The following is a 22936-nucleotide window of genomic DNA, read 5'->3' on the forward strand; positions in this document are numbered from 1 at the left end:
CGGGATGCCCACCCGCCGCCGATCGAGTAGCGCGCGAGGCGCCAGCCGAGCGAGCGTATCGAGATCAACCTCCTGACTGTGCCTCCACTGCAGGCGGTGGCCGCTATGCCGCAGGGGCCGGGGCAGGCGGGCGCTCGGTCGGGACGTGGTCAGGCCGCGAGCGTCATGGTGCGTCTGTTGTAGGCCGGCAATGGAGTCCGTGTCGGGTCGATCTCGGCGGGTGGGATCAGCCAGGGGTGTCGGTCGGCGCCCATGATGATCTCCCAGTCTGATGCGTGGATTTGGGCGTGGCAGGCGGTGCACAACAGGCAGCCGTTGTCGATGACGGTGGCACCGCCTCGGGACCAGTAGATGATGTGGTGGCATTGCGTATGTCCGGCGGCGGCTCCGCATTTCACGCAGCATTGGTCACGCACGATGAGTGCTTTGCGCTGCTGGGCGGTGAACAACCTCGCTGCGTTGCTCACGCCGAGGGGTGCACCGTGCTCGTCGACGTCGAACACCGTGACGGCGGAATCACACGCCACCAGATGTGCGGTGGTCTGGGAGACCGGCCCCAGCCATTCCAGAGACGCTCGATCCGGATGATCAGCCGGCACGGTCACACTCACCTGCGTTTTCGGGGCACCACCATGTCGGCGTCACCGCTGCGAGTGGCCTTGGCCGCCGCATCCAGAATCATCTCCAACGCATCAGCGCGACGTTGCCCGGCCGATCGGGCGTCGTCGGATCCGTCGGGCTCGGGCCTCTTCTTCGCGAGGGACTCGACGGCGGACACGAGTTTTTCGCCGGTGACGATGTCGAGGTTGGCGAACACCTCCAACCGACCATCGGCGACCACGGTCGTGGAGACCTCGTTGATCGTGCGGTCCTCGGCTGCCGGTAGCCCGCCGTGGTCGTCGGCGATCTGGTTGCCGCGTGAGCGGGCGGTCGCGAGTACTTCACGTGGTGTGGCGCCGGAGAAGGCCTGGGCGATGAGGGCGAGTTCGTGTTCGATCACAGACCCCGCCGACAACGGTTCGGGTGCCCGTTGGTCGATATGGGCCATCCCCCGCACCAGGGCGTCGACGTGTTCGCCTGAGAACACCCCGTCCGCAGAATAGGCAGCGACGCGTTCCAACCGGTCCAGGGCGGCTCCGATGCGTAGCCAGCGGTCGGCGACGGCAGGAGCAGCGCCCATCTCGATCAACAGGCTGCGGGTGCGGCCGCCGGTGTGTTGCGCCACCCCGAGACGGTCAAGGTTCGCGGCGTGCACGGCCAGTTGGTGGTCGACGAGGTTACGCAGACTCATCAAGGTCTTCGTGGTGTCGAAGATGTGGCGACCGGACGCATCGGCGTCGATCGTCACCTCACGCAGCAACGGGATCAGGGTGTCCAGCGGCATGACTCGATTGTAGTCGAACATACGTTCGGCGAGAAGAGTTCATCCACAAGTATTCTACTGTGCCACAATATGTTTCGACCGAACGGATGTCACCTTGGTGTCATTGTAGCGGCGGCCTCCGACAGGCTAGCGGTGGTGGTTGACGTTGTTACACAGGGGCATCGATAATGCGGTTCTGCCGGTCCTGCTTGGTCTCGATACGGCTCCTCGTGCCTACTCGACCGGCCGTGGGGTAGGCCTTGTCTGCTGATCGAGTAGCGTCCGAGCGCGCTGAGGTGTCCCTGAGTCCGCTGATCGAGTAGCGTCCGAGCGCAGCGAGGCCGCGTATCGAGATCTGTTGCCGGAACGTAGGTCTCGATACGGTGCCTCGGCTGGCGCCTCGGCGCCTACTCGACCAGCAGTGTGTGTGCCTGCCGAATTCAGTAGCGTCTGAGCCGGTGGGGTAGGCCCTGCACTTGCCGATCGAGTGGCGTCCGAGCGCAGCGAGGCCGCGTATCGAGATCCCCTGCCGGAGTGTCGGTCTCGATACGGTGCCTCGGCTGGCGCCTCGGCGCCTACTCGACCAGCAAGTGGGGCGCCTCGGCGCCTACTCGACCAGCAGTGGCGAGCGAGGCGCCTGATCGCCGCTCGGGGTGGCCTGACCGTGCCGGGACCGGACAATCCCACGATGGTCCCGTCGTCGAGTATCTACTCGCGCACCCGAAGGTGCCGCGGCGTAACCGGCGCAACAGTCGTTCGGACCATCGCACTGTGACTACCCCATTTGTCGGGCACGCCCTAGGTGCTGATCACGTTCGGGTCCTCGAATGTCATCGTCAGGCGATCGACCGAGGACGTCATCAGGGCGCGACGCCCGAGCTTCAGCGATCGCAGTTCGTCGGCGATCGGATGTGTGCCGAGTGTGAGGTCGGCACCGCCGATACGGGTGCGGGTGCCCGAGGTGGAGGTGAGCTTCCACGGCGTCATCCGGAGCACGTCGTCGAGGTGCGAGTACGCGTTGAGCACGGTGTCCTTCGTGTTGTCGGGCACGCGGATACCAGGGCGGACGGTGAGGTCGGCGATCAACTGTTCATCCTGGACGACCCGGCCGTGTCGTGTCGCCGAGTCGTGGTCGACGTCGAACTCGGCGAGCGTCTTGGGGAATCCCCAGATGCCCCGACCCGCGGCCAGGGTGAACTCCCCGTCGACGGGGAGGCGGTGGATCAGCGCCCGGGCGTCACCGGCGAGCAGGGAGCGCAGTGCCTTCGCCGGCGAGGCGGGCGGACGGGTCGGGTCCTCGACGAGGAAGCAGACGCCGAACTCGTTGTACGGGCCCAGGTCGCCGTCCACGTAGTCGACGAACACGAGCATGCACATGGTCCGCCCGGGGCGGATACGCAGCGGCCGCACCCGGTCTCCGATCACCTGGGTCACCGCGGCGGTGTCGGCGGTGAATCCGGCGACGAAGCAGCGTGCGTGCCGGATCTGGACCGGCATGGTGACCGTGGTGCCCAGGACGTCGTGGGTGGACGGTGCGTGCGTCATCGACAACCTCTTTCTCCGCGTCCCGAGGGGGCGCGGCGAGTCAGGTAGAACATGTTCTCGTTTTGCGTTCATGGTGCCAGGTCGACGACCGGTTGGGAACCTGCCCGCGTCGGCGCGGCACACTGGGAGGCGTCTCGCAGAGAGTGGACCCAGGAGAATGGGTGCGAATAGGTGCCCAGAGGGATGTGCCCAGAGGGATGTGCCCAGAGGGAATGTGCCCACTGAGACGGGCCCAGAGACGTGCGTAGGAACCTTGCGTGGAGGATGTGCGGTGCCGTCGTCGGGACGGGGCATCGTCGGAGGAGGCGTCATGACGGCCGGTGAGTCGAGTCGGATCCGGGTCGGGATGGTCGATGACCATCCGTCGCCGGTGTGGGGAATTGAACGCATCCTCGGCGATCAGCCGGATCTCGAACTCGTCGGTTCGGCGGCCACCGTCGCCGCGCTGCTCGAGCAGCAGATACCGATGGACCTCGTGCTGCTCGATCTGCGCCTCGGCGACGGCACCACACCCGGGGAGAATGTGACCCGGCTGACCGGGGCCGGGATCGGGACGATCGTCTACACCTCCGGCGAGCATCCCGCGTTGCTGCGGTCGGCGGCGCGCGCGGGGACGCTCGGGGTGGTGCTGAAGTCGGCAACCGAACGCGAGATCGTCGAGGCGATCCGCGCGGCAGCCGACGGACGCGAGGTGCTCACCACCGAATGGGCCGCGGCGATCGACGGCGATCCGGAACTCGCCGCAGTCGATCTGAGTCCACAGCTGCAGCGTGTGCTGACCCTGTATGCGTCCGGCGAGACCTCGGCCGGTGTGGGCGCGGCGTTGGGTGTGACCGCCGAGACCGTCAACGAGTACCTGAAACGAATCCGCCATAAGTACGCCGCTGCCGGCAGACCCACACGGACCAAGCTCGATCTGTTCAAGCGAGCCGTTGAGGACGGTTGGCTCCCCGCGCCGGGCGCGGACCCGTCGTCGCGGTCGGGTGACCCGGGTGGGGATCTCCGCTAGGCCGTTGTCGGCCACCGCGTTGCGGGTCACGGTGGTCATCGAACATCCGGCATGAGACCGGCAGGCCCGTCGTCGGCGATGGGAGCTGCGTCACACCTGGGCGTGGCCGTGCGCGCTCGAGCCTGATGTCGCGGCGGTGACCTGCACGGATGAGAGGTGTCCGAGCGTTCACGGCACATGTCCCCAATTCTGGGTCTACTGTCCAGGTCAGAGAAGACCTAGCGTGCAAAGCCTGTGGTGCGGTCGTGTCGGGGGACCGAGACGCGCCGTCGATCGGGGATGGTTGTTGCAGAGCGAAGGATGACGCGTGATCTCGACTTCACAGATGCCCATTGGTGTGGCCCGGATGCCTGGAGGTCGTCAGCGCGACGACGCCGGCTCCCCGGCTCCCGAACTGCCCGGACGACCGGTGGCCCGCATGTCGGACTATCGCGAACCCGATGACCGCACGCTGTCCTACCGGCGCCCTGAGCTGTCTTCCCGTGAGGTTGAGGTTCTGCTCGCGTGGCTGGCCGCCGATTCCAAGGAGGACGCCGCAGGCGCCCTGTTCATCTCGGCGTCGACGGTGAGCACCCACCTCGCGCGCATCCGCGCGAAGTATTCGGCGGTGGGTCGTGAGGCCCCCACGAAGACGCATCTGCTCGCGCGTGCGTTGCAGGACGGGTACACCAGCCTCGACCGTTGGTGATCTCCGGCGTTCGTGAGACCGGTCGGTCGTGATGTGACCGGTCGGCGGTCTCTCTGGCCCCGGAAACCTCGAAATCCGCCCTCCACATGCGAGCCGGCGACATCACGTCGACGACCTCGCGGTGGAGGGCGGATTTTTTGGTTTGTCGTGTGTGCCGCACCGATGACGGCGGTCGTCACCCAGCGGCGCTCATCTACCGGCGCAGGTCCCGTGCGAGCGACGGCCAGGTGTTGTGCAGGTCGTCCTGCCAGTAACCCCAGGAGTGGGTGCCGGTGCCGCGAAGGTCGACGTCGGCCGGGATGTTGAGTTGCTTGAGGCGGTCGGCCATCTGCCGGGTGCACTGGTTGATGGCGCCCTCGATCAGACCGCCGAGCGCCGCCTGATTGGCCAGGAACAGCGGATCACCGTTGACCTCGGGGTCCTTCAGCGATTCGTGCTTGCCGGACAGTCCGGTACCGCTGGTCATGTAGATCTTCGTGCCGCGCAGCTTGTCGGCGTGCAGGTACGGATCGTTGGCGCGCCAGCCGGGTCCGTTCAGCGGCCCCCACATGTTCTCGACGCTCGCGCCGCCGCGGCTCTCGACCACGAGCTTGATGTACTGCTGGCCGACCGGGTCACTGGTACGTGCACAGCCGCTGAAGGCGGCCACCGAGCGATACAGCTTCGGTGCCGCGATCGCCAGGTTCAGCACCGACGTACCGGCCATCGAGATCCCGCCCAGCGCGTTGCGGCCGGTGGTGTTGAAATGTCCGTCGATCAGCGGGGGCAATTCCTTGGTGAGGAAGGTCTGCCACTTGTTGCGGCCCAGAGCCGGATCGTCGCGCTGCCAGTCGGTGTAGTAGGAGAACGCTCCACCGATGGGCGTCACCACGTATGTGTGCTTGTCGGAGAAGTACTTCTTGTAGTCGCTGCGGGCATCCCAGGTGGCCGAGTCCTCGCCGCCACCGGCCCCGTTGAGCAGATAGAAGACGGGTGCCGCCTTCGTCTGGTCCTTGGGCGTCAGCACGGTCACCGGGAAGGTCCGGTTCATCGACGCGGAGTAGACGGTCAGGGTGACCTGATGCGGGTCGTCTTGATAGACGCTGACGATGCGCGATTGCGGTGCGGCCGTCGCGGCGCCGGCCACTGCGCTGAGTAGTGCCGCGATGGTGGCCATGACGGTCACGACCGCCCCGACGAAGAGGCGTTGCTGCTGTCTACCCACTGATTTCCCTGTCCATTCTGTTCGGCGCCTACCGGCTGCCCAGTGTATGTGATCGACCAGTGAGCCCCCGGCGGAGTGATGTATGTGGAGAACGTGTACGTCCGCAACGACTACATCGTTACGGTGGTGACGTGACGTTAACCGGGCCCGTCGGTGATTCCCATCTCTTGACAGCGCTCCTGGCCGATTCCGCGAGTGGTGACCGCGGTGCCTTCGCGCATCTCTACGATCTGACCAGCGCACGCATCTACGGACTCGCGGTGCGGGTGGTGCGCGATCGGCACTATGCCGAGGAGGTCGTCCAGGAGGCATACCTGCAGTTCTGGGAGAACGCGGGCGAGTACCACCCCGGGCGTGGCAGTGTGATCAGCTGGATGATGACCATTGCGCACCGCAGAGCAGTGGATCGGGTGCGGGCCGAAGAGACCCACAGCCGAAAGCTCGGTCAGTACGAGACGAGCAATCCGGCGCCCGACGCGCCCGCGCCGCTCGAGGTGGTCATCGATCGTGAGGAGAGCCAGGCGTTGCGTGGCTGCCTGGACCGGCTGACCGACCTGCAGCGCGACAGCATCGAGATGTCGTACTTCGACGGCATGACCTATCCCGAGGTGGCCGAGCACACGTCGACACCGCTGCCCACCATCAAGACACGCATACGAGACGGATTGCGCAAACTGCGCAATTGCCTGAGGAGCCGGACCGATGCCTGACACCGACTGGCTCGACGAGCACATCGAACTCTATGCCGTGGACGTTCTGGCCCCGGACGAACATGATCGCGTGCAGGCCGAACTCGCCGATCTCACGGTCACCGAACGACAGGTCTACGAGAATCGGATTATCGAAACCCAGGCTGTGATGGCCGATTTCGCGAGCAGCTACGCCATCGATGCGCCGGATACCCTGCGGGAGCGGGTTCTCGAGCACGTGTTCGCGACGGACGACGCGAGTGCTGTCGTCGACCTCGACCGGGCCCGCTCACGCCGAGGGCGACGACGGGCCGCGCTCATCGCGGCGGCCGCCGCGGCGATCGTCGTCGCGTTGGGCGCCGGTGTGCTGATCGGTCGTGGCACCGCGCCGGAACCGTCGACACCACCGGTCGCCGAGTCCGGGCGAGTGGTCCTCGATGTGCTGGCCGCGCCGGATGCGAAACTCTCGGCCGGTCAGTTGGCGGACAACCGTGGCGCGATGTCGGTGGTGACCTCGCGGCAACGCAACCAGGCCGTTGCGTTGTTGCGCGACATCGGGAATCCGATTCCTGACGACCGCGACTACCAGCTGTGGCTCATCGGCAAGGCGGATTCGCCGGTGTCGGCAGGTCTCATCCCGCCGTCCGGTGGTGAGTCACCGACGGTCGTCGACGCCATCGACGCGTCGACGGTGCTCGCGGTGACCGTCGAACCCAAGGGCGGTTCGGTCCAGCCGACGACATCGATCCTCGCGCAGCTCCCGCTGTGATCGTGGTCGGTGCCGGTCAATCGGTCGAACGCCGATAGAGCAAGAGCGACAACGGGACACAGACCACAAGGATCGCCACGCTGCAGGCGAGCGAGTATCCCACGGCATGCTGGGCCACCCACCCCGACGGCGCGGGGAAATCCGGTGGGGAAGCATTGCCGAACTTCTGCCGGCAGGCGGTGGCCACCGCGGTGACCGGATTCCATTCGGCGATCGGCCGCAGGAGGCTCGGCAGGCTCTGCGCCGAGATGAAGGCGCTCGACAGGAAGGTCACCGGGAACATCCAGAGGAAGCCGATGCTCTGTGCCACTTCCACATTCGGGGCGGCGAGTCCGGTCACCGCTCCGATCCAGGCCATCGCCAGGGCGAACAAGACGATGAGTCCGAACGCGACGAGGGCATCGAACATGCTTGCGCGCACGCGCCAACCGACCGCGAGCCCGCAGATCACCATCACGCCGAGACCGACGATGCCGAGGAGCATGTCGGACGTGACCCGTCCGGCGATGACGCCGAGCCTGGTCATCGGCAGCGAACGCAACCGGTCGATGATGCCGTCCGACATGTCACCGGCCAGTCCGGCCGTGGTGATCGCCGCGTTGAAGACGACGGTCTGGGTGAAGATCCCGGCCATCAGGTATTCGCGGTAGGCGCCACCGCCGAGGGTGGCGCCGAAGACGTAGGCGAACAGGAAGACGAACATCAGCGGCTGAACGGTCGCGCTGATCAGCAGGGTGGGGACTCGGCGGACGGTCAGCAGATTCCGTTCGACGATGACGGCGGTATCGGTGAGGATCACGTGGGCTCCCGTCGTTCGGTGAGGCGCAGGAAGACATCGTCGAGAGATGGCGCGGTGACCTGAGCGTCGACGACGTCGATCCCGGCGCGATCGCAGATCTTCACCGCGTCGACGCCGCTGCGGGTCCCGTCGGCCACCGCGACCGACCAACGGTCGGGACCCAGGCGCCGCGGCATCCCCAGTCCGATGTCGGCGAGGGTGGTGGCGACGAGGTCGGTCCGCTCGGCGGTGTCGTCGGAGGTCTGGATGGTCAGTATTGATCGTGCGGTGGTGGTCTTCAATTCGTTCGCGGTGCCCTCGGCGCGGACCGTGCCGTGATCGATCACGGTGATCCGGTCGGCGAGTGCGTCGGCCTCCTCGAGGTACTGGGTGGTGAGCAGCACAGTGGTGCCCGATGCCACCTGGTCCTCGATGACCTCCCACATCCGTTGGCGCCCACGTGGATCGAGGCCGGTGGTCGGCTCGTCGAGGATGACCAGCTCCGGTCGGTTGATGAGAGCGCCCGCGAGGTCCAGACGTCGTCGCATTCCCCCCGAATAGGTGCGCATCGGGCGGTCGGCAGCGTCGTCGAGACCGAACTCGGCGATCAGCTCGCGTGCCCGGTCGGCAGCGTCGCGACGGCGTCGGCCATACAACTGGCCGACCATGCGCAGGTTCTCGAAACCGGTCAGGTTGCCGTCGACGGCGGCGTACTGGCCGGAGAGTCCGATCCGTTCCCGCACGGCATCCGGATCGGCGAGGGCGTCGATTCCGCAGATCTGCACCCTCCCCGAATCGGGACGCAGGAGCGTCGCGACGGTGCGGACGGTGGTGGTCTTGCCTGCTCCGTTGGGGCCGAGTAGTGCGTGCAGTGTTCCGGTCGGCACCTCGAGGTCGAGGTCGGCGAGGGCCGTCACCACACGCCCACGCCCGAGAGGTCCGGAGCGGAAGGTCTTCTGGACCGACTCCAGCACGATTGCGGTCGGCGTCAGCGGGACGGGCTCGCGTGCGGTGGGCTCGGCTCGCTCCACGGCGTCAGTCATGTCGTGTCGCCCCACGGGTGCCCTCGCTTTCTGCTGCATCGGCCTCCATGGCGCGGATCAGACTGGTGGGACGCATGTCTCGCCAGTTCCGCTCGACGTAGTCGAGGCAGTCGTCGTGGCCGGCCGGCCCGTGTGCGACGCGCCAACCGTCGGGGACGGGGGCGAACTCGGGCCAGAGGGAATGCTGCCCTTCGTCGTTCACGAGGACGAAGAACACTCCGTCGGTGTTGTCGAACGGGTTGGTCATTGTTCCTCCTCGGTCGTGGTGCGGCGACAGGTGTCGCCGTCCGGATCGATCGCCCGGGCGTATCGGGACACGTTTTCTCCCAACAGCATCCGCGCATGCGAGCAGTCGACGACGATGTGGTCGAGTCGACCGCCGACGTGCCCTTTCCAGTCGTCGAAGGCGGGTGATCCCGGTGGCGGGTCCGCCGCGGCGGTCACGAAGGTGACGTCACCGCCGAACACGCCGGGACGCCAGTCGGCGGCCAACGGTGTGGCCTGACGGAAGGTTTCGTGGACTGCCCCGAACTCCTCCTCGGTGAGCCCACCGAGAGCATCTCCGGCGGCGCGCACCGCCTGCCATGCCTGGCCGACGGACGGCTCACCGGGATGCCCTGTGGCGAGCCCGAACTCCGCGAGCAGATCGGCCACCGACGGTTCGGATGCCAGTGCCGGTCGGTAGGACAACACGAACGAGTCGAGCAGCGTCAACTGCTCCACGTCGTGGCCGGCGGCCTCCAATTGCACGGCCATCTCGTGTGCGATCAGCCCGCCGAGCGACCACCCGACGAGATGGTACGGCCCGTGCGGGGTGATGGCCCGGATGCGTGCCACGTAGTCGGCGGCGAGTTCGGTGATCGATCCCGCGGCAGCCCCTCCCGACAAGGTGGGGTTCTGCAGTCCGTACACGCCGCGATCGGCCGCGACATGGGGTAGCAGGGAGGTGAAGCTCCACGAGAGCCCGATCGCCGGATGCACCACGAACAGCGGTGGTCGAGTACCCGTCCCGCCTCGAAGACGCAGGACCGGATCGAAACCGCTGGTGCCCGCGGCATTCTCGAGAGCGGATGGGTGCCCCTCGGCCAGCTCGGCCGGGGTCGGGGCCGCGAAGAGGCGCTTCACCGGCACGTCGTGACCGAGGACGTCGGTCAGTCGTGTCGCGACGGTGGTGGCCAGCAACGAGTTGCCGCCGAGATCGAAGAATCCGTCGTCGGCGCCCACCGACCCCGGGGCGAGGTCAAGCGCGTCGGCGAACACCGCCGCGATCTCCTGCTCCGGGCCGGGACGCGGTGCGCGGGAGGCCGGTCGGTCGACCACGGTCGGAAGGGCGGCGCGATCCAGCTTGCCGCTCGGGGTCAACGGGATGTCGTCGAGCCGGATGACCGAGGCCGGGAGCATGTGTCGCGGTAGCCGCGCGGCGAGGTGCTCGCGGACGTCGACGTCGGTCCCGTCGCGTGTGGTGACGTGGCTGCGCAGCACAGGAGACCGTCCCGAGTCGTCGACGACGGTGACTGCGAAGTCGATCGCCGGATGGGCGGCGAGTGCGTCGTCGATCTCGCCGAGCTCTATCCGGAAACCGCGTATCTGGACCTGACCGTCGGCCCGGGTGAGGTATTCGAGGCGCTCGTCGTCGGTCCAGCGCACCAAATCGCCGGTGCGATACATCCGCCGGCCTGCGCCGGACTCGCCCGCGACCATCGGGATGGGCAGGTAGCGGGTCGCGGTGAGCTGCGGACGGCGATGGTAGCCGCGGGTCACCTGATCGCCGATCAGGTACAACTCCCCGGCCACCCCGGTGGGTACGGGATGCAGACGGCGGTCGAGCACGAGTGCGCCGACGCCGTTGTTCGGAGTGCCCATGGTCAGCAGGGAATCGGCAGCCAACGGCGCACTGCCGGTGGTGATCACAGTGGTCTCGGTCGGGCCGTAGACGTTGATCATGGTGCGTTGCGGTGCCCATCGTCGCACCAGGTCGGTACCGAACGCCTCACCACCGACGGCGAGTGTCCGCAGGCCGGGCACCGCCGCCGGGTCCATGCCTGCCACCGCGGCCGGGGTGATGAAGGCGTGGCTCACCCGGTGGCGTTGGATGAATCCTTCGAGGTCCGAGCCGCCGTAGATCCCGGTGGGCACGACGGCGAGGGTGGCGGAGCCCGCGGCGGCCAGCAGGAACTCGAGGACCGACGCGTCGAAACTCGGTGACGCGAAATGCAATACGCGGTCACCGGGTTCGGGACGCATCCGCCTGCGTAACTCGCCACGGACGGCGGCGAGCCCGGCATGGGGTACCAGCACCCCCTTGGGGCGGCCCGTCGATCCCGACGTGTAGATGATGTACGCGAGCTGGTCGACCCGTGACGGAGCGGTCCGTTCGGTGTCGCGGAGCGGCTCCGGCGACGAGTGTCCGAGCCGTGTCACGGTCGCCGGGTCGTCGAGGAGCAGCGTCTGGCAGGCATCGTCGACCCCGGCGCCGGCGGTCGAGGTGGTGACCACCAGCTGGGCGCCGCTGTCGTCGAGCATGTGCCGGATTCGTTCGGCCGGATAAGTCGGATCCACCGGCACGTAGGCTGCGCCCGATTTGACGATCGCCCAGATCGCGACGAGCGCCGTGACGGACCTCGGGACCGCCATCGCGACAACGCTTTCGGGACTGTCGCCGACGCCACGGCCGAGAAGTACACGAGCCAGACGGTTGGATCGCTGGTCGAGGTCGGTGTAGGTGATCGCGTCGTCGTCGGTGACGGCGGCCAAGGCGTCCGGACTGCGACGTACCGCGTCGGCGAGCAGATCGGCGAACGTGGCCGGGGTGGCCGCATTCGGGCCGTTGGCCGGACACAGTTGCGCCACTTCGAGCGGGTCGGTGATCCGCACATCGCCGACCGCCCGTTCGGGATCGGAGACGAGTGCGCGCATCACACGCAGGAATCGGGTGACGATCCCATCAGCGACCGCGTGCGTGTACCGATCGGTGGCATAGGTCAGTTGCACGCCTGATCCGCCGGCCGCCGACAAGCCTGTCACGGTGAACTGGAGGTCGAATTTGGCGGTGTCGGTGCCGAGTTCGTCGACGCCTGCGGTCACGTCGTCGGTCACCTGCAGCCGTTCCTCGGTGCCTGCCGACCCCGAGGAATGGTCGTGGACCGACAATGCGACCTGGAACAGGGGGTGGCGACCGAGTTCGCGCGTCGGGTTGAGTTCGGCGACCACGTCGTCGAACGGCAGGTCGAGATGGCCGAGGGCGTCGGCGTCGGCCCCGCGAACCTGATCGAGGAGGGAGGCCACCGTGTCGTCGGGGCGTACCCGGGTCCGCAGGGCGAGTGTGTTGACGAACATCCCGACCACGCGGCCGAAGTCGGACGACTTCCCGTGCCGTGGCGTCCGGTTGGCGACCGGTGCGCCGATCACGAGGTCGTCGCCGACCCCGAGCCGATGCAACAGCACGGTCAGCGCCGTGTGCAGCACGGTGAACGGTGTGGTGCCGCGTTCACGGGCGAACTCGACCAGCGCGTGGCGCAATTCGGGTTCGATGGTGGCCCACACCGAGGCGCCGGTGCCCCGTCCCGCGACCGCGGGGGCATCGATCACGGGGGCCACGGTCGTCTCGGCAGGCGCTCCGGCGAGCGTCTCCATCCAGAAGTCGCGATCCTCGCGGAACTCATCCGAGGAGTCGCCGCCGAGCTCGACGGCGTAGTCGCGGTAGTCGAGCGCCGCAGGCTCCCAGTCGATCTCGCGTCCACCGACGCGCTCGCGATAGGCGGTGAGCAGGTCGCCGACGAGGATCGGCAGCGATGCGCCGTCCGCGGCGATGTGGTGAACGACCGCGACGAGGGTGTGGTCGTCGGGGCCGTGCTCGACAACGGCGACCCGCAACGGTGGCTCGGTGGTCACGTCGATCGGGTGGAGCAGGAAATCCACGTGGTCGCCGACCCCACCGGAGAGCAGCGGCAGGTCGCCGACGACGGCAGACGCACTGTCGGTGACGATGCCGACGGGCTCGGCCCCTTCGACGGGGTAGACGGTCCGTAGCGACGTGTGCCGGGTGACGACATCGGTGAGCGCACCACGCAGGTGCCCGAGGTCGATGGGGCCGCCGAGCCGGATGGTGAACGGCACCAGGTACTCGGTCGATTCCGGTGCCGATCGTGCCAGCGCCCACAGACGACGCTGCACCGGTGCCAACGGAATTCGACTGGGGCGGATCGCATCGCACGCGGGCGGCGTTGTTCTCGACACCCCCGGGGCCGCGTCTGCGGGTAGCCGGCTCGCGAGCGCAGCCAGGGACGGTGCGTCGAAGATGTCCCGGACACGCCACTCGGCGCGGTCGAGGAATCGATTGAGCCGAGCGGTCACCGATGTCGCCTGCAGGGAGGTGCCGCCGAGATCGAAGAAACCGTCGTCCGGGGAGATCGCGGCCGGATCGACGTCGAGGACGTCGGCGACGATGCCGATGACAGCGGCTTCCGCGGGCGTGGCCGGTCGTCGACCGACGGTGTCGGCCGTCATCGTCGGCTCGGGGAGTGCGCGATGGTCGAGTTTTCCGTTGGGGGTCAACGGAACCCGGTCGAGCACCGTCACCGACGAGGGAACCATCTGGCGCGGCAGCCGGTCGCGTGCCGCGGCCCGCAGGTCTGCCGGACTCGGCGCATTGTCGGTGTCGTGCAGGGTCACATAGGCCGCGAGGACGGCGTCGGGGCCGGTGCCGCGCACCAAAGTGGTCGCGAAATCGACGGCGGGGTGGGCGGCCAGCGCAGCGGAGACCTCCTCGAGCTCGATGCGGAATCCGCGCACCTTCACCTGATTGTCGCCGCGGCCGTGGTGCACGAGCACGCCCGTGCTGTCACGGTGCACGATGTCCCCGGTGCGATACATGACCGCGCCGTCGGACGTGGCGACGAATCGGGTCGAGGTGAGACCGGGTCGACCGAGATAGCCGCGGGCGACGCCCGGTCCGGCCAGATAGAGCTCGCCGGGAACCATGGCGGGTAGTGGACGCAACCGGTGATCGAGAACCATCGCGGTGACCCCCGGCAATCCGGGGCCGATGGTGATCGGGTCGCCGGGGCGCAGCGGCGCCGAGATCGTCGACACCACGGTCGTCTCGGTGGGGCCGTAGTTGTTCAGGTATCGACGGCCTGCGCCCCATCGGTGTACGAGGGCGGGGGTCGATGCCTCGCCGCCGACACCGAGACAGCGCAGCCAGGGCAGTTCGGCGGGGGCCGCGGCAGCCAGCGCGGACGGGGTGATGAACGCGTGGGTGATGCGCTGTTCGGCCAGGAACTCGATGAGTTCGTCGCCACCGTAGATCGTCGGTGGCGCCACGATCATGGTTGCTCCCGTGGTGAACGCCAAGAGGAACTCGAGTATCGACGCATCGAAACCGGGGGACGCGAAATGCAGTGTCCGATCGCCCTCGCCTACGTCGTAACGCTGTCGCTGGGCTGCCGCGAAGCCGGCAAGGCCGCGGTGGGAGACGGTGACCCCCTTGGGCCTTCCGGTGGAGCCGCTGGTGTAGATCACATACGCGGCGCTGTCGGGGTTGCGCAGATCGCAGTGAGAGGCGATGCCGCGCACCTCGTGGTGGGCGTCGAGGTCGTCGGTTGTCAACCACCAGAGTTCACGAGGAAGCGTGCCGAGTCGGCCGGAGTCCGTGATGGCGAGGAGCGCACCGGAATCGGAGAGCATGTGTTGGATGCGATCGGTGGGGTGGCGCGGGTCGAGCGGTGCCACGGTGGCCCCGGCACGGGTGATGGCCCAGATGGCCGTCACCGAGTCGATCGACCGGTCCAGGGCGACGGCGACGACGTCCTCGGCCCCGACGCCGAAGCCGCGCAGCATGTCTGCCCACTGTCGGGTGCGCCGGTCGAGGTCTGCGTACCGGAGCGATCTCGAGCCGTCGACCACGGCCACGGCGTCCGGGTGGCGGTCGACGGTGATGTCCAGCAGCGAGGCCAGGTGAGTCGGTGCGACGAGAGGCGCGTCCGTCGGATGCGGGTCGGTGTGGAGGGCGAGGTCGTCGATCGGCCGTCCCGGCGTTGCGGCGATCTGCCTGCACAGTGCGACGAAGTCGGCTGCGAGGGACTCGATCCTGCTGTGGCCGAACACGTCCGTGGCGTAGGTGAACCGAGCGGTGTCACCGCGTAGTCGGAGTTCGAGATCGAAGCGGGCCGCGCCGGTCTCGATCTCCGCACCCACCACATCCAGACCGTCGAGTGACAGGTCGATGCTCAGTGGCCGATCACTCGGTCCGCCGGTGGCGTCGAACGCCAGGGCGATCGAGAACAGTGGGTGGCGGTCGGTGCGCGGCGGGTTGACTGCCGCCACCACCTCGTCGAATGGCAGGTCGGCCTGCGAGAGCGCTTCGAGATCGCGCCGACGGACCTCGTCGAGAAGATCGGTGAAGGGCGCCGACCCGTCGACCGGGGTGCGCAACACCACCGAGTTCACGAACATCCCGACCAGGTCGGACAGGCGCGGGTCGTTGCGTCCGGCCACCGGGGTGCCGATGACGACATCCGATGGCGTGCCGGTCACATGCGGCTCGGGGTCTGCGTGGAGCCGATGCAGCAGCGCGGCGAACACGGCGTGCATCGTCATGAACTCGGTGGTGTGGCCGTCACCGAGCGCCACGAGTGACTCGCGCAGGGTGCTGTCGAGTTCGACCTCGACGACACCGGCCGACGCCGCTTCGTCGTCGATGGCCGGGTCGGGAAGGAGGATGGGGGTGGAGTCGAGACCGTCGAGTTCCCGACGCCACCACGTGGTCGACTCGTCGAAACGGCCCGCCAGATTCTCGGCCCGCCACCGCAGATAGTCGCGATACCCGACCGGGAGCGGAGCCTGCGTCGGTGCTCGTCCGACCCGCAGATCCGCGTAGGCGGCTGCGATGTCACGCGCGAACGGCGCCATGGACCATCCGTCGGCGGCGATGTGATGTACGACGATAGTCAGCTTGTGGTGGGGCTCCGGACCCTGGTCGCCCGTCACGCGATGCAACACGGCGCGGATCGGCAGGTCGCGGGTCAGGTCGAACGGGGTGCGGGCCAATACCTCTGCAGCAGAGGACCATTCGTCCTCGCCGATGTCGATCGGGGTGAGGATCGGGTGGGCATCGTCGACCGGTCTGATCTCCATGGTGGGTCGACCGTCACGGTCGGGGTAGATCGTCCGCAACGGTTCGTGACGGTCGATCGCGTGCCGCAGGGCCCCGGTGAGTGCACCGGGGGCGACATCGCCGACCAGGTCGAGGGCGAATGCGATGTTGTACTGCCCGGCCGAGCGTTCGTCGACGGTCTGGTTGAGAAACCACAATTGTTGCTGGGCGGCGCCGGGCGCCACCACGGTCTCGGGATCGTGGTGCAACGACGGGAGAGGGGCGCCCGGACCTCCGCCGAAACCGACCTCGTCCGAACCTCTCTCGTCGAGTCCGTCTGGACCGACGCCGTCGCGCGGCGCGATCAACGTCGCGAGCTCGGCGACGGTCGGGTGGTCGAAGATGTCGCGGACCGAGATGCCGGTGCCGCCGCTGATCTGATCGAGTCTGCCGACGATCTGCGTGGCCGACAGTGAGTTGCCGCCGAGTTCGAAGAAATCGTGGTCACGCCCGATGGTGGTGACGTCGATGCCGAGTTGTTCGGCGATCACGGCCGCCACAGAGCGTTCGGTCTCGGTTCGGATCGCAATCTGCAGGCCTGCTGCCGGAGTCGGGTCGGGCAGGGCGCGTGAGTCGACCTTACCGACCGGGGTGGTGGGGATCTCGTCGAGTTCCACGATGGCACTGGGGATCATGTGCCGCGGGAGCCTGGTGGTGAGCCGCTCTCGGATCTCCCGCGCGCGTCGTCCGATGTCGGCGGCACCCGCCGCTGTGTCCGTGTCGCCGACGGTCACGTACGACACCAGCCGCACCTGTGCGCCCACACCGGCGGTCGTGGTGACAGACGCCGTGACCAACGGGTCGGCGACGAGCGCGGCATCGATTTCCCCGAGCTCGATGCGATGCCCGCGGATCTTGGTCTGATGATCGGCGCGCCCACGGAACTCCAGTTCGCGTCCGGGAGTCCAGCGCACCAGGTCCCCGGTCCGATACATGCGTTCACCCGGGTCGCCGAACGGGTTGGCCACGAAGTGCTTCGAGGTCAACGGGCGGACCCCGTGATAGCCGCGGGCGAGATGTCCACCCGCGATGTACAGTTCGCCGACCGCACCGGGTGAGACCGGTTGTAGCCGTTCGTCGAGCACGATTGCCGCGATGCCGCGGATCGGTCGGCCGATGGTCAGGATTCGGTCGTGCGGACCGATGTCGTCGGAGATCGTCGCGACCACCGTCGTCTCGGTGGGACCGTAGGCGTTGAACAACGCACACGTCGCCGACCAGCGCCGTACCACCTCCGGGTTCGGGTGCTCGCCACCGATCACCAACGTCTCGAGATCGGGCAGATGGTCGGGCGACATGGTGGTCAGAAGTGATGGTGTGAGGAACGCATGCGAGATCCGCGCCGAGCGCATCAGCTCGGCGAGTTCGGTCCCGCCGACGATGCCGGCGGGCGCCACGTGCATGGTCGCGCCGACGGACACGGCCATGAGCACCTCGAGCACCGACGCGTCGAAGCTCGGTGAGGCCAGATGTAGGGTGCGACTCTGCGGGGTCAGGCCGAATTCGACCACCTGCTGCGCGGCGAAATCCGCCAGGCCGCGATGGCTCACCACGACGCCTTTCGGGGTGCCGGTCGTGCCGGAGGTGTAGATCAGGTACGCGGGGTGGTCGATCTCGGGTCGCGCGGTGAGTTCGGTGACATCCACCACGCTGTCCGAATTCCGTTGTCGGGCAGCGATCACATCCGGATCGTCGAGTTCGATCACCGTGGTGTCCGAGGCGATCGAGGCCTCCGCCGGACGCACGGCTGCGGTGGTGACCAGTACCCTGGGGCCGCAGTTGTCGAGCATGAACCGGATGCGCTCGGTGGGGTAGGTCGGGTCGATCGGCACCCACGCGGCGCCGGTGCGGGCGACCGCCCACAGCGTCACCACCCAGTCCACGCTTCGTGGCAACGACACGGCGACAAAGCCTTCGGGGCCGGCGCCGTTCTCGATGAGCAGGCGGGCGAGTCGATTCGCCGCTGCGTCGAGCTCACCGTAGGTGAGGGTGGTGGTCTGATCGGTAACCGCTACGCGATCGGGCTCCGCGAGCGCCGCACGAGCGAGTATGCGGGTCAGATGCTCGACGGGTCGGCGCCCGGCGCCGACGGCAGGTACCAGATGGAGCTGTTCGTGCGGGTCGAGCAGTCCGATGTCTCCGATCGCAGTGTCCGGGTGCGCGCCGACCGCTGCGATCAGACGGCGTAGTCGGGTGGCCAGAACGTCGATCGTGGAGCGGTCGAACAGTGCTGTCGCATAGTCGATGTCGATTCCGAGTCCGGCCGGCCCGCCGTCCGGATCGTGGTGCTCGACGAAGGTGAACTGTAGATCGAACTTGGTCTGGCCGGTCTCGATCCGCGATGCGGTCGCGGACAGGCCGGCAAAGGACAGCTCGATGGCCGAGCTGTCCTCCACCGCGACGGATACCTGGAAGAACGGGTGGATGTTTCCGGACCGGTCCGGGTTCAGTTCGGTGACGAGCCGGTCGAACGGGAGGTCCGCATGCGTGAACGCTTCGATGTCGTGTTCACGCAGTTCGGCGAGGAACCGGCGGAACGGGAGGTTCTTGTCGACCCGCGTGCGTAGGGCGACGGTGTTGACGAACATTCCGACCAGGTCGTCGACGTCGGCGTCTCCGCGGCCGGACACCGGAGTGCCGACGACGATGTCGGAGGCGGTCGACAGCGTCCGCAAGAGTGCCGCGACCGCGGCGTGGAGCACCATGAACACCGTTGCGTCGTTCGCCGCCGCGAGTGCACGTACCCGGTGGTGCTGCGCGGCAGAGAGACTGTGGTGCACGGTGGCGCCGGTCGTGTCCGGGGTGCGCGGGCGCGGGCGGTCGACGGGCAGTTCGGCTTCGTGCGGTGCATCGCGCAGTTGGTCGGTCCAGTACTGCAGATCGTCGAATGCGGGTGTGCCCGGCCCGGATTCGGCCAGCCGGGCGTGCCGGGCGGCGCTTACCTGTGAGTAACTGATCGGCAGCTCACGCCACCCCGGTGCACGTCCCTCGCGGCGTGCGCGATAGGCGTCGGCGAGATCGGTCGCGAGCGGTGCCAACGACCAGCCGTCCGCCGCGATGTGGTGGACGGCGACGGTCAAGCGATGGTCGTCGTCGTCCGTGCGCACCAGGCGCGCCCGGATCGGCAGATCGTGTTCGAGGTCGAATGGCGCGCGGGCATGGTCGTGGCCGTCGGCGAGCCTGCCGTTGTCGACATCGACGACCGACAGCGCGACCCGTGCGTCCTCGCGGTCGACGACATCGAGGCACGCGACACCGTCGTACTCGCGCACCCTGGTCCGCAGTGGTTCGTGACGACCGATCACGTCGTTCAGCGCGGCGCGCAGCGCATCGACGTCCAGGTCCCCGACCAGGCGCACGGTGAACGGGATGTTGTAGGCGCCGGCCGAATCCGGATCGAGCTGTGCCGCCAGCCATAGTCGGTGCTGAGCGGGTGAGAGTGGAACTGGTCCGTCGATCACGGGCACACCGTCGCGCGTCGTGTCGGACCGGCCGACGGCATCGAACCCGGCCGTGGTCGCGCCTACCTCCGCCACCGCGCGGGCGATGCCGGCGATGTCGGGGGCGTCGAACACGACCCGCAGGGCGATGCGGCGCCCACAGGCGCGTGAGAGCCGGGCAGCGACTCGTGTCGCCGACAGCGAATTGCCGCCGATCGCGAAGAAGTTGTCGGTGACGGAGACCGATTCGAGGCCGAGCACGCCGGTGACGACCTCGGCGACGAACGACTCGGCCGGGCTGCGCGGCGCAACGGCGTCGAGGTGTCCGGTGGTCTCCGGAACGGGAAGGGCGCGTCGATCGAGTTTGCCGTTCGCGGTGGTGGGCAGATCGTCGTGGAACATGATGAACCCGGGAACCATGTGGTCGGGGAGTCGTTCGGACAGTTCTGCTCGCAGGTCGCGTCCGTCGAGATCGCCCGAGGTGGCGACGTGGGCCACCAGGGCAACCGATCCGGTGCCGGGGTCGTCTCGGACGACGACGGCTGCGGCGTGTACCCGGTCGAGGGTGACGAGCGCGGATTCGATCTCGCCGAGTTCCACGCGTTGTCCGCGCACCTTGATCTGAGAGTCACTGCGGCCCAGGTATTCCAGCTCACCGTCGCTGCGGCAGCGCACCAGATCGCCGGTGCGGTAGAGGCGGCCCCCGCCGCCGAAGGGGTCGGCGACGAAGCGTCCGGCGGTCAGGTCCGCCCGATTGCGATAGCCGCGGGCGAGTTGGACACCGCCCAGGTACAACTCGCCGACGGCGCCGATTGGCTGTGGGTCGAGCCGGTGGTCGAGCACGTGTACGGCGCAGTTCCACACCGGTGATCCGATCGGCATGCAGTCGCCGAGGGGACCGCAGTGATCGTGGTGGGTGACGTCGATGGCGGCCTCGGTGGGGCCGTACAGATTGTGTATCGGCGCGTCCGCGAGCCCGCGGATCTCGGCCACGGTGGCCGGGGTCAGCGCCTCACCGCTGGTGATGATGCGGCGCAGCGTCCCCAGGTGGCCACGGTCGTCCGCGTTGAGCGCGATGGCGAAGGCGGAGAGCATCGACGGTACGAAATGCACGGTGGTGATGGCATGTTCAGCGATGATGTCGCGCAGATACCAGGGGTCGCGGTGACCGTCGGGACTCGGGATCACCAGTGTCGCACCCGCGAGCGCAGGCCAGAAGAACTCCCACACCGACACGTCGAAGGTCGCGGGCGTCTTCTGTAGCACCCGATCGTCGGCGCCGAGTCGATAACGATCCTGCATCCAGCGCAACCGGTTGACGATCGCGCGGTGAGAGATCATGACGCCCTTGGGTTTTCCGGTGGAACCAGACGTGAACAGGACGTATGCGGGATGTTCGGGTCGCACATCGGGTGCGGTGAACGGTGCGGTGACGGCGAGTTCGCTCGTGCTGACCGCATCGAGTCGCCAACCTGCCGGCGGGGTCCCGTCTGGGGTGATCACGATGTCCGGGCGGGCGGTGTCCAGGATGTGTTCGAGCCGCGCGGCAGGTTCGGTGGGGTCGAGCGGTAGGAACGCGGCGCCCGACCGGATGATCGCGTGCAATGCCACTGTCTGTTCGATACCGCGTGGCAAGGACACGCCGACAACAGATTCCGGGCCGACGCCGCGGTTGCGAAGTCCGGCGGCGAGTGCGTCGGCGCGACGCGTGAACTCCGCGCGGTCCACGATCTCACCGTCGGGCCCGATGAGGGCGATGTGGTCGGGGTGGCCTCGCCCTGAGTCGACGAGCAGATCGACGAGGGTGTCGTCGCTCCCGTCGCGCCGTTCTCCGACGCAGTGTCGATCGACGACGGCGCGCTCGGTGCGGTCCATCACCGGTATGGATGTCACCGGTCGGTCCGCCCGCGTGTGCACGAATCGTTCGAGAAAACCGACGATGCGATCGTGATGCGTTGTGATCTCTTCGGGCGCATAGACATTCGGATTGGCCTCGAGGTCCAGGCGCATGCCACCGGTGAACCCGTCATAGACGTTGACCGACGCATCTTCGACGGGACCCGTCGACAACACGTTCAGTTCGCCGCGCAGCGGCCCGAAGTCGATGTGCTCGAAGAACAGCATCACGTTGACCATCGGTCCGAAGAAGCCCCGGCGTCCACCGGGTGCGCCCAGCACTGTGCCGGTGATGTCCTCGTGGCGGAAACGTTGGTGGCGTACCGCCTGTTTGATGTCGCTGTTCACCGCCGCCAGCAGTTCCCCGACGGTCACCGCACCGTCGGCGGGTGAACCCAGCCGCGCGCGGATTGGCACGACATTCGACGTCAAGCCTGCCGAGGTACGCAGGATGTCTCGGTCGCGAGCCGCCATCGGCAGGCTCAGCGTCGCCTCGTCGGCGTCGGAGATCCGGGCGAGATAGGCGGCCACGGCCGCGGTCACCACAGATGCCGGACGCACGTCATGCGCACGCGCGAGGTCGCGCAGGGCATCGACCACCGAGTCGGGCAGGGTGGCCGCGCGCACGGTCGCCGTCGGCGCGGCAGGCTTCACCGCCGTCGACAGTGATGTGGGTTCGGGCCCTGCACCGTCGTCGCTGTCGTGGAGGAGGTAGTGCGTCCAGTGCTCACGATCGGCGTCGAACGATTCCGACGCGCGGTACTGCGCGTCGAAGGCGGCGATGTCGGCCATCGACGCGATCGAGGCGGGAGGAACGTCGGTGCCCTCGACCATCGCGGTGTAGTGCTGCGCGACCCGCAGCATCATGTACATCGCCGCGTACCCGTCGAAGGCGAGGTGGTGGCCCCAGCAGTACCAGATCGTGTGACGATCACCGAGGCGCAGCAGAAAGGTCTGCAACAGGTCGTCACGGTAGAGGTCGGTCGGCTGTGCCCGGTGGTCGTCGATCCATGCCATGGCGGCGGCGCGAGGGTCGGCGGCTTCGGAGAAGTCGCGGCGACCGAGTTCGATCACCCGGTCGTGGTCGACCAGCACGCGAGGTTCGGCGTCGCCGGTCGCGACCAGGCGCAACAGCCCGGACTCGGTCTCGGCGCAGGTCGTGGCAACGGAGCGGTCCATGATGTCGGGTTCGACGTCGTCGCCGAACTCGACGAAGGCGGCGACCGACATGGGCACGTCGGGATCGATCTGCTGGGCGTAATAGATCCCGCGCTGTGCTGCGGTCATCGCCACACCGGGCTCGGCGGTCTGATGCTGGATACGAGTGTCATCCTGGGTGGTCACGTGGTACTCCCTGCA

At 67.8% G+C, this 22936-nt stretch carries 10 protein-coding genes and 1 pseudogene; 4 read left to right on the forward strand and 7 right to left on the reverse strand.

All coding sequences use genetic code 11. The annotated features are described in order from the left end of the window. Window positions 1-149 precede the first annotated feature (149 nt). A pseudogene (locus tag AAFP35_RS05835) lies at window positions 150-1405 on the reverse strand (DUF222 domain-containing protein). A 756-nt stretch (window positions 1406-2161) separates the two neighbouring features. Then, window positions 2162-2908, reverse strand: coding sequence for an acetoacetate decarboxylase family protein (locus AAFP35_RS05840; RefSeq protein ID WP_419220612.1), 747 nt, complete (start codon window positions 2906-2908; stop codon window positions 2162-2164). A 310-nt stretch (window positions 2909-3218) separates the two neighbouring features. Here AAFP35_RS05840 and AAFP35_RS05845 point away from each other — a divergent pair, with 310 nt between their 5' ends. Next, window positions 3219-3917: a LuxR C-terminal-related transcriptional regulator gene (locus AAFP35_RS05845; protein ID WP_419220613.1), complete on the forward strand. Its 699-nt coding sequence runs from the start codon at window positions 3219-3221 to the stop codon at window positions 3915-3917. Between the two features lie 346 nt (window positions 3918-4263). Next, window positions 4264-4605, forward strand: coding sequence for a LuxR C-terminal-related transcriptional regulator (locus tag AAFP35_RS05850; protein ID WP_419220782.1), 342 nt, complete (start codon window positions 4264-4266; stop codon window positions 4603-4605). A gap of 193 nt (window positions 4606-4798) precedes the next feature. Here AAFP35_RS05850 and AAFP35_RS05855 read toward each other — a convergent pair whose 3' ends face one another. Next, complete coding sequence (locus AAFP35_RS05855; RefSeq protein WP_419220783.1) at window positions 4799-5761, reverse strand: alpha/beta hydrolase; 963 nt, start codon at window positions 5759-5761, stop codon at window positions 4799-4801. A 179-nt stretch (window positions 5762-5940) separates the two neighbouring features. Between AAFP35_RS05855 and sigK the strand changes: the two genes are divergently transcribed. Both sigK and AAFP35_RS05865 read left to right on the forward strand, forming a co-directional pair. After that, window positions 5941-6519 (forward strand): ECF RNA polymerase sigma factor SigK, encoded by a 579-nt coding sequence (gene sigK, locus AAFP35_RS05860; protein ID WP_419220614.1) that lies wholly within the window; start codon window positions 5941-5943, stop codon window positions 6517-6519. Further along, window positions 6512-7267, forward strand: coding sequence for an anti-sigma factor (locus tag AAFP35_RS05865; protein ID WP_419220615.1), 756 nt, complete (start codon window positions 6512-6514; stop codon window positions 7265-7267). Before sigK ends, AAFP35_RS05865 begins: the two co-directional genes overlap by 8 nt. A 16-nt stretch (window positions 7268-7283) precedes the next feature. Here AAFP35_RS05865 and AAFP35_RS05870 read toward each other — a convergent pair whose 3' ends face one another. The 4 genes from AAFP35_RS05870 to AAFP35_RS05885 are packed head-to-tail and all read right to left on the reverse strand — an operon-like array spanning window position 7284 to window position 22921. Beyond that, window positions 7284-8063, reverse strand: coding sequence for an ABC transporter permease (locus AAFP35_RS05870; protein ID WP_419220784.1), 780 nt, complete (start codon window positions 8061-8063; stop codon window positions 7284-7286). Then, window positions 8063-9088 (reverse strand): ABC transporter ATP-binding protein, encoded by a 1026-nt coding sequence (locus AAFP35_RS05875; protein WP_419220616.1) that lies wholly within the window; start codon window positions 9086-9088, stop codon window positions 8063-8065. Before AAFP35_RS05875 ends, AAFP35_RS05870 begins: the two co-directional genes overlap by 1 nt. Then, on the reverse strand, window positions 9081-9335 hold the full coding sequence (locus AAFP35_RS05880) for an MbtH family protein (protein ID WP_419220617.1): 255 nt from the start codon (window positions 9333-9335) through the stop codon (window positions 9081-9083). The genes AAFP35_RS05875 and AAFP35_RS05880 overlap by 8 nt, the downstream gene beginning before the upstream one ends. Next, window positions 9332-22921, reverse strand: coding sequence for an amino acid adenylation domain-containing protein (locus AAFP35_RS05885; protein ID WP_419220618.1), 13590 nt, complete (start codon window positions 22919-22921; stop codon window positions 9332-9334). Before AAFP35_RS05885 ends, AAFP35_RS05880 begins: the two co-directional genes overlap by 4 nt. Between the last annotated feature and the right edge of the window lie 15 nt (window positions 22922-22936).

This window comes from Gordonia sp. CPCC 206044 (assembly GCF_048537895.1).
Taxonomy (GTDB): Bacteria; Actinomycetota; Actinomycetes; order Mycobacteriales; family Mycobacteriaceae; genus Gordonia.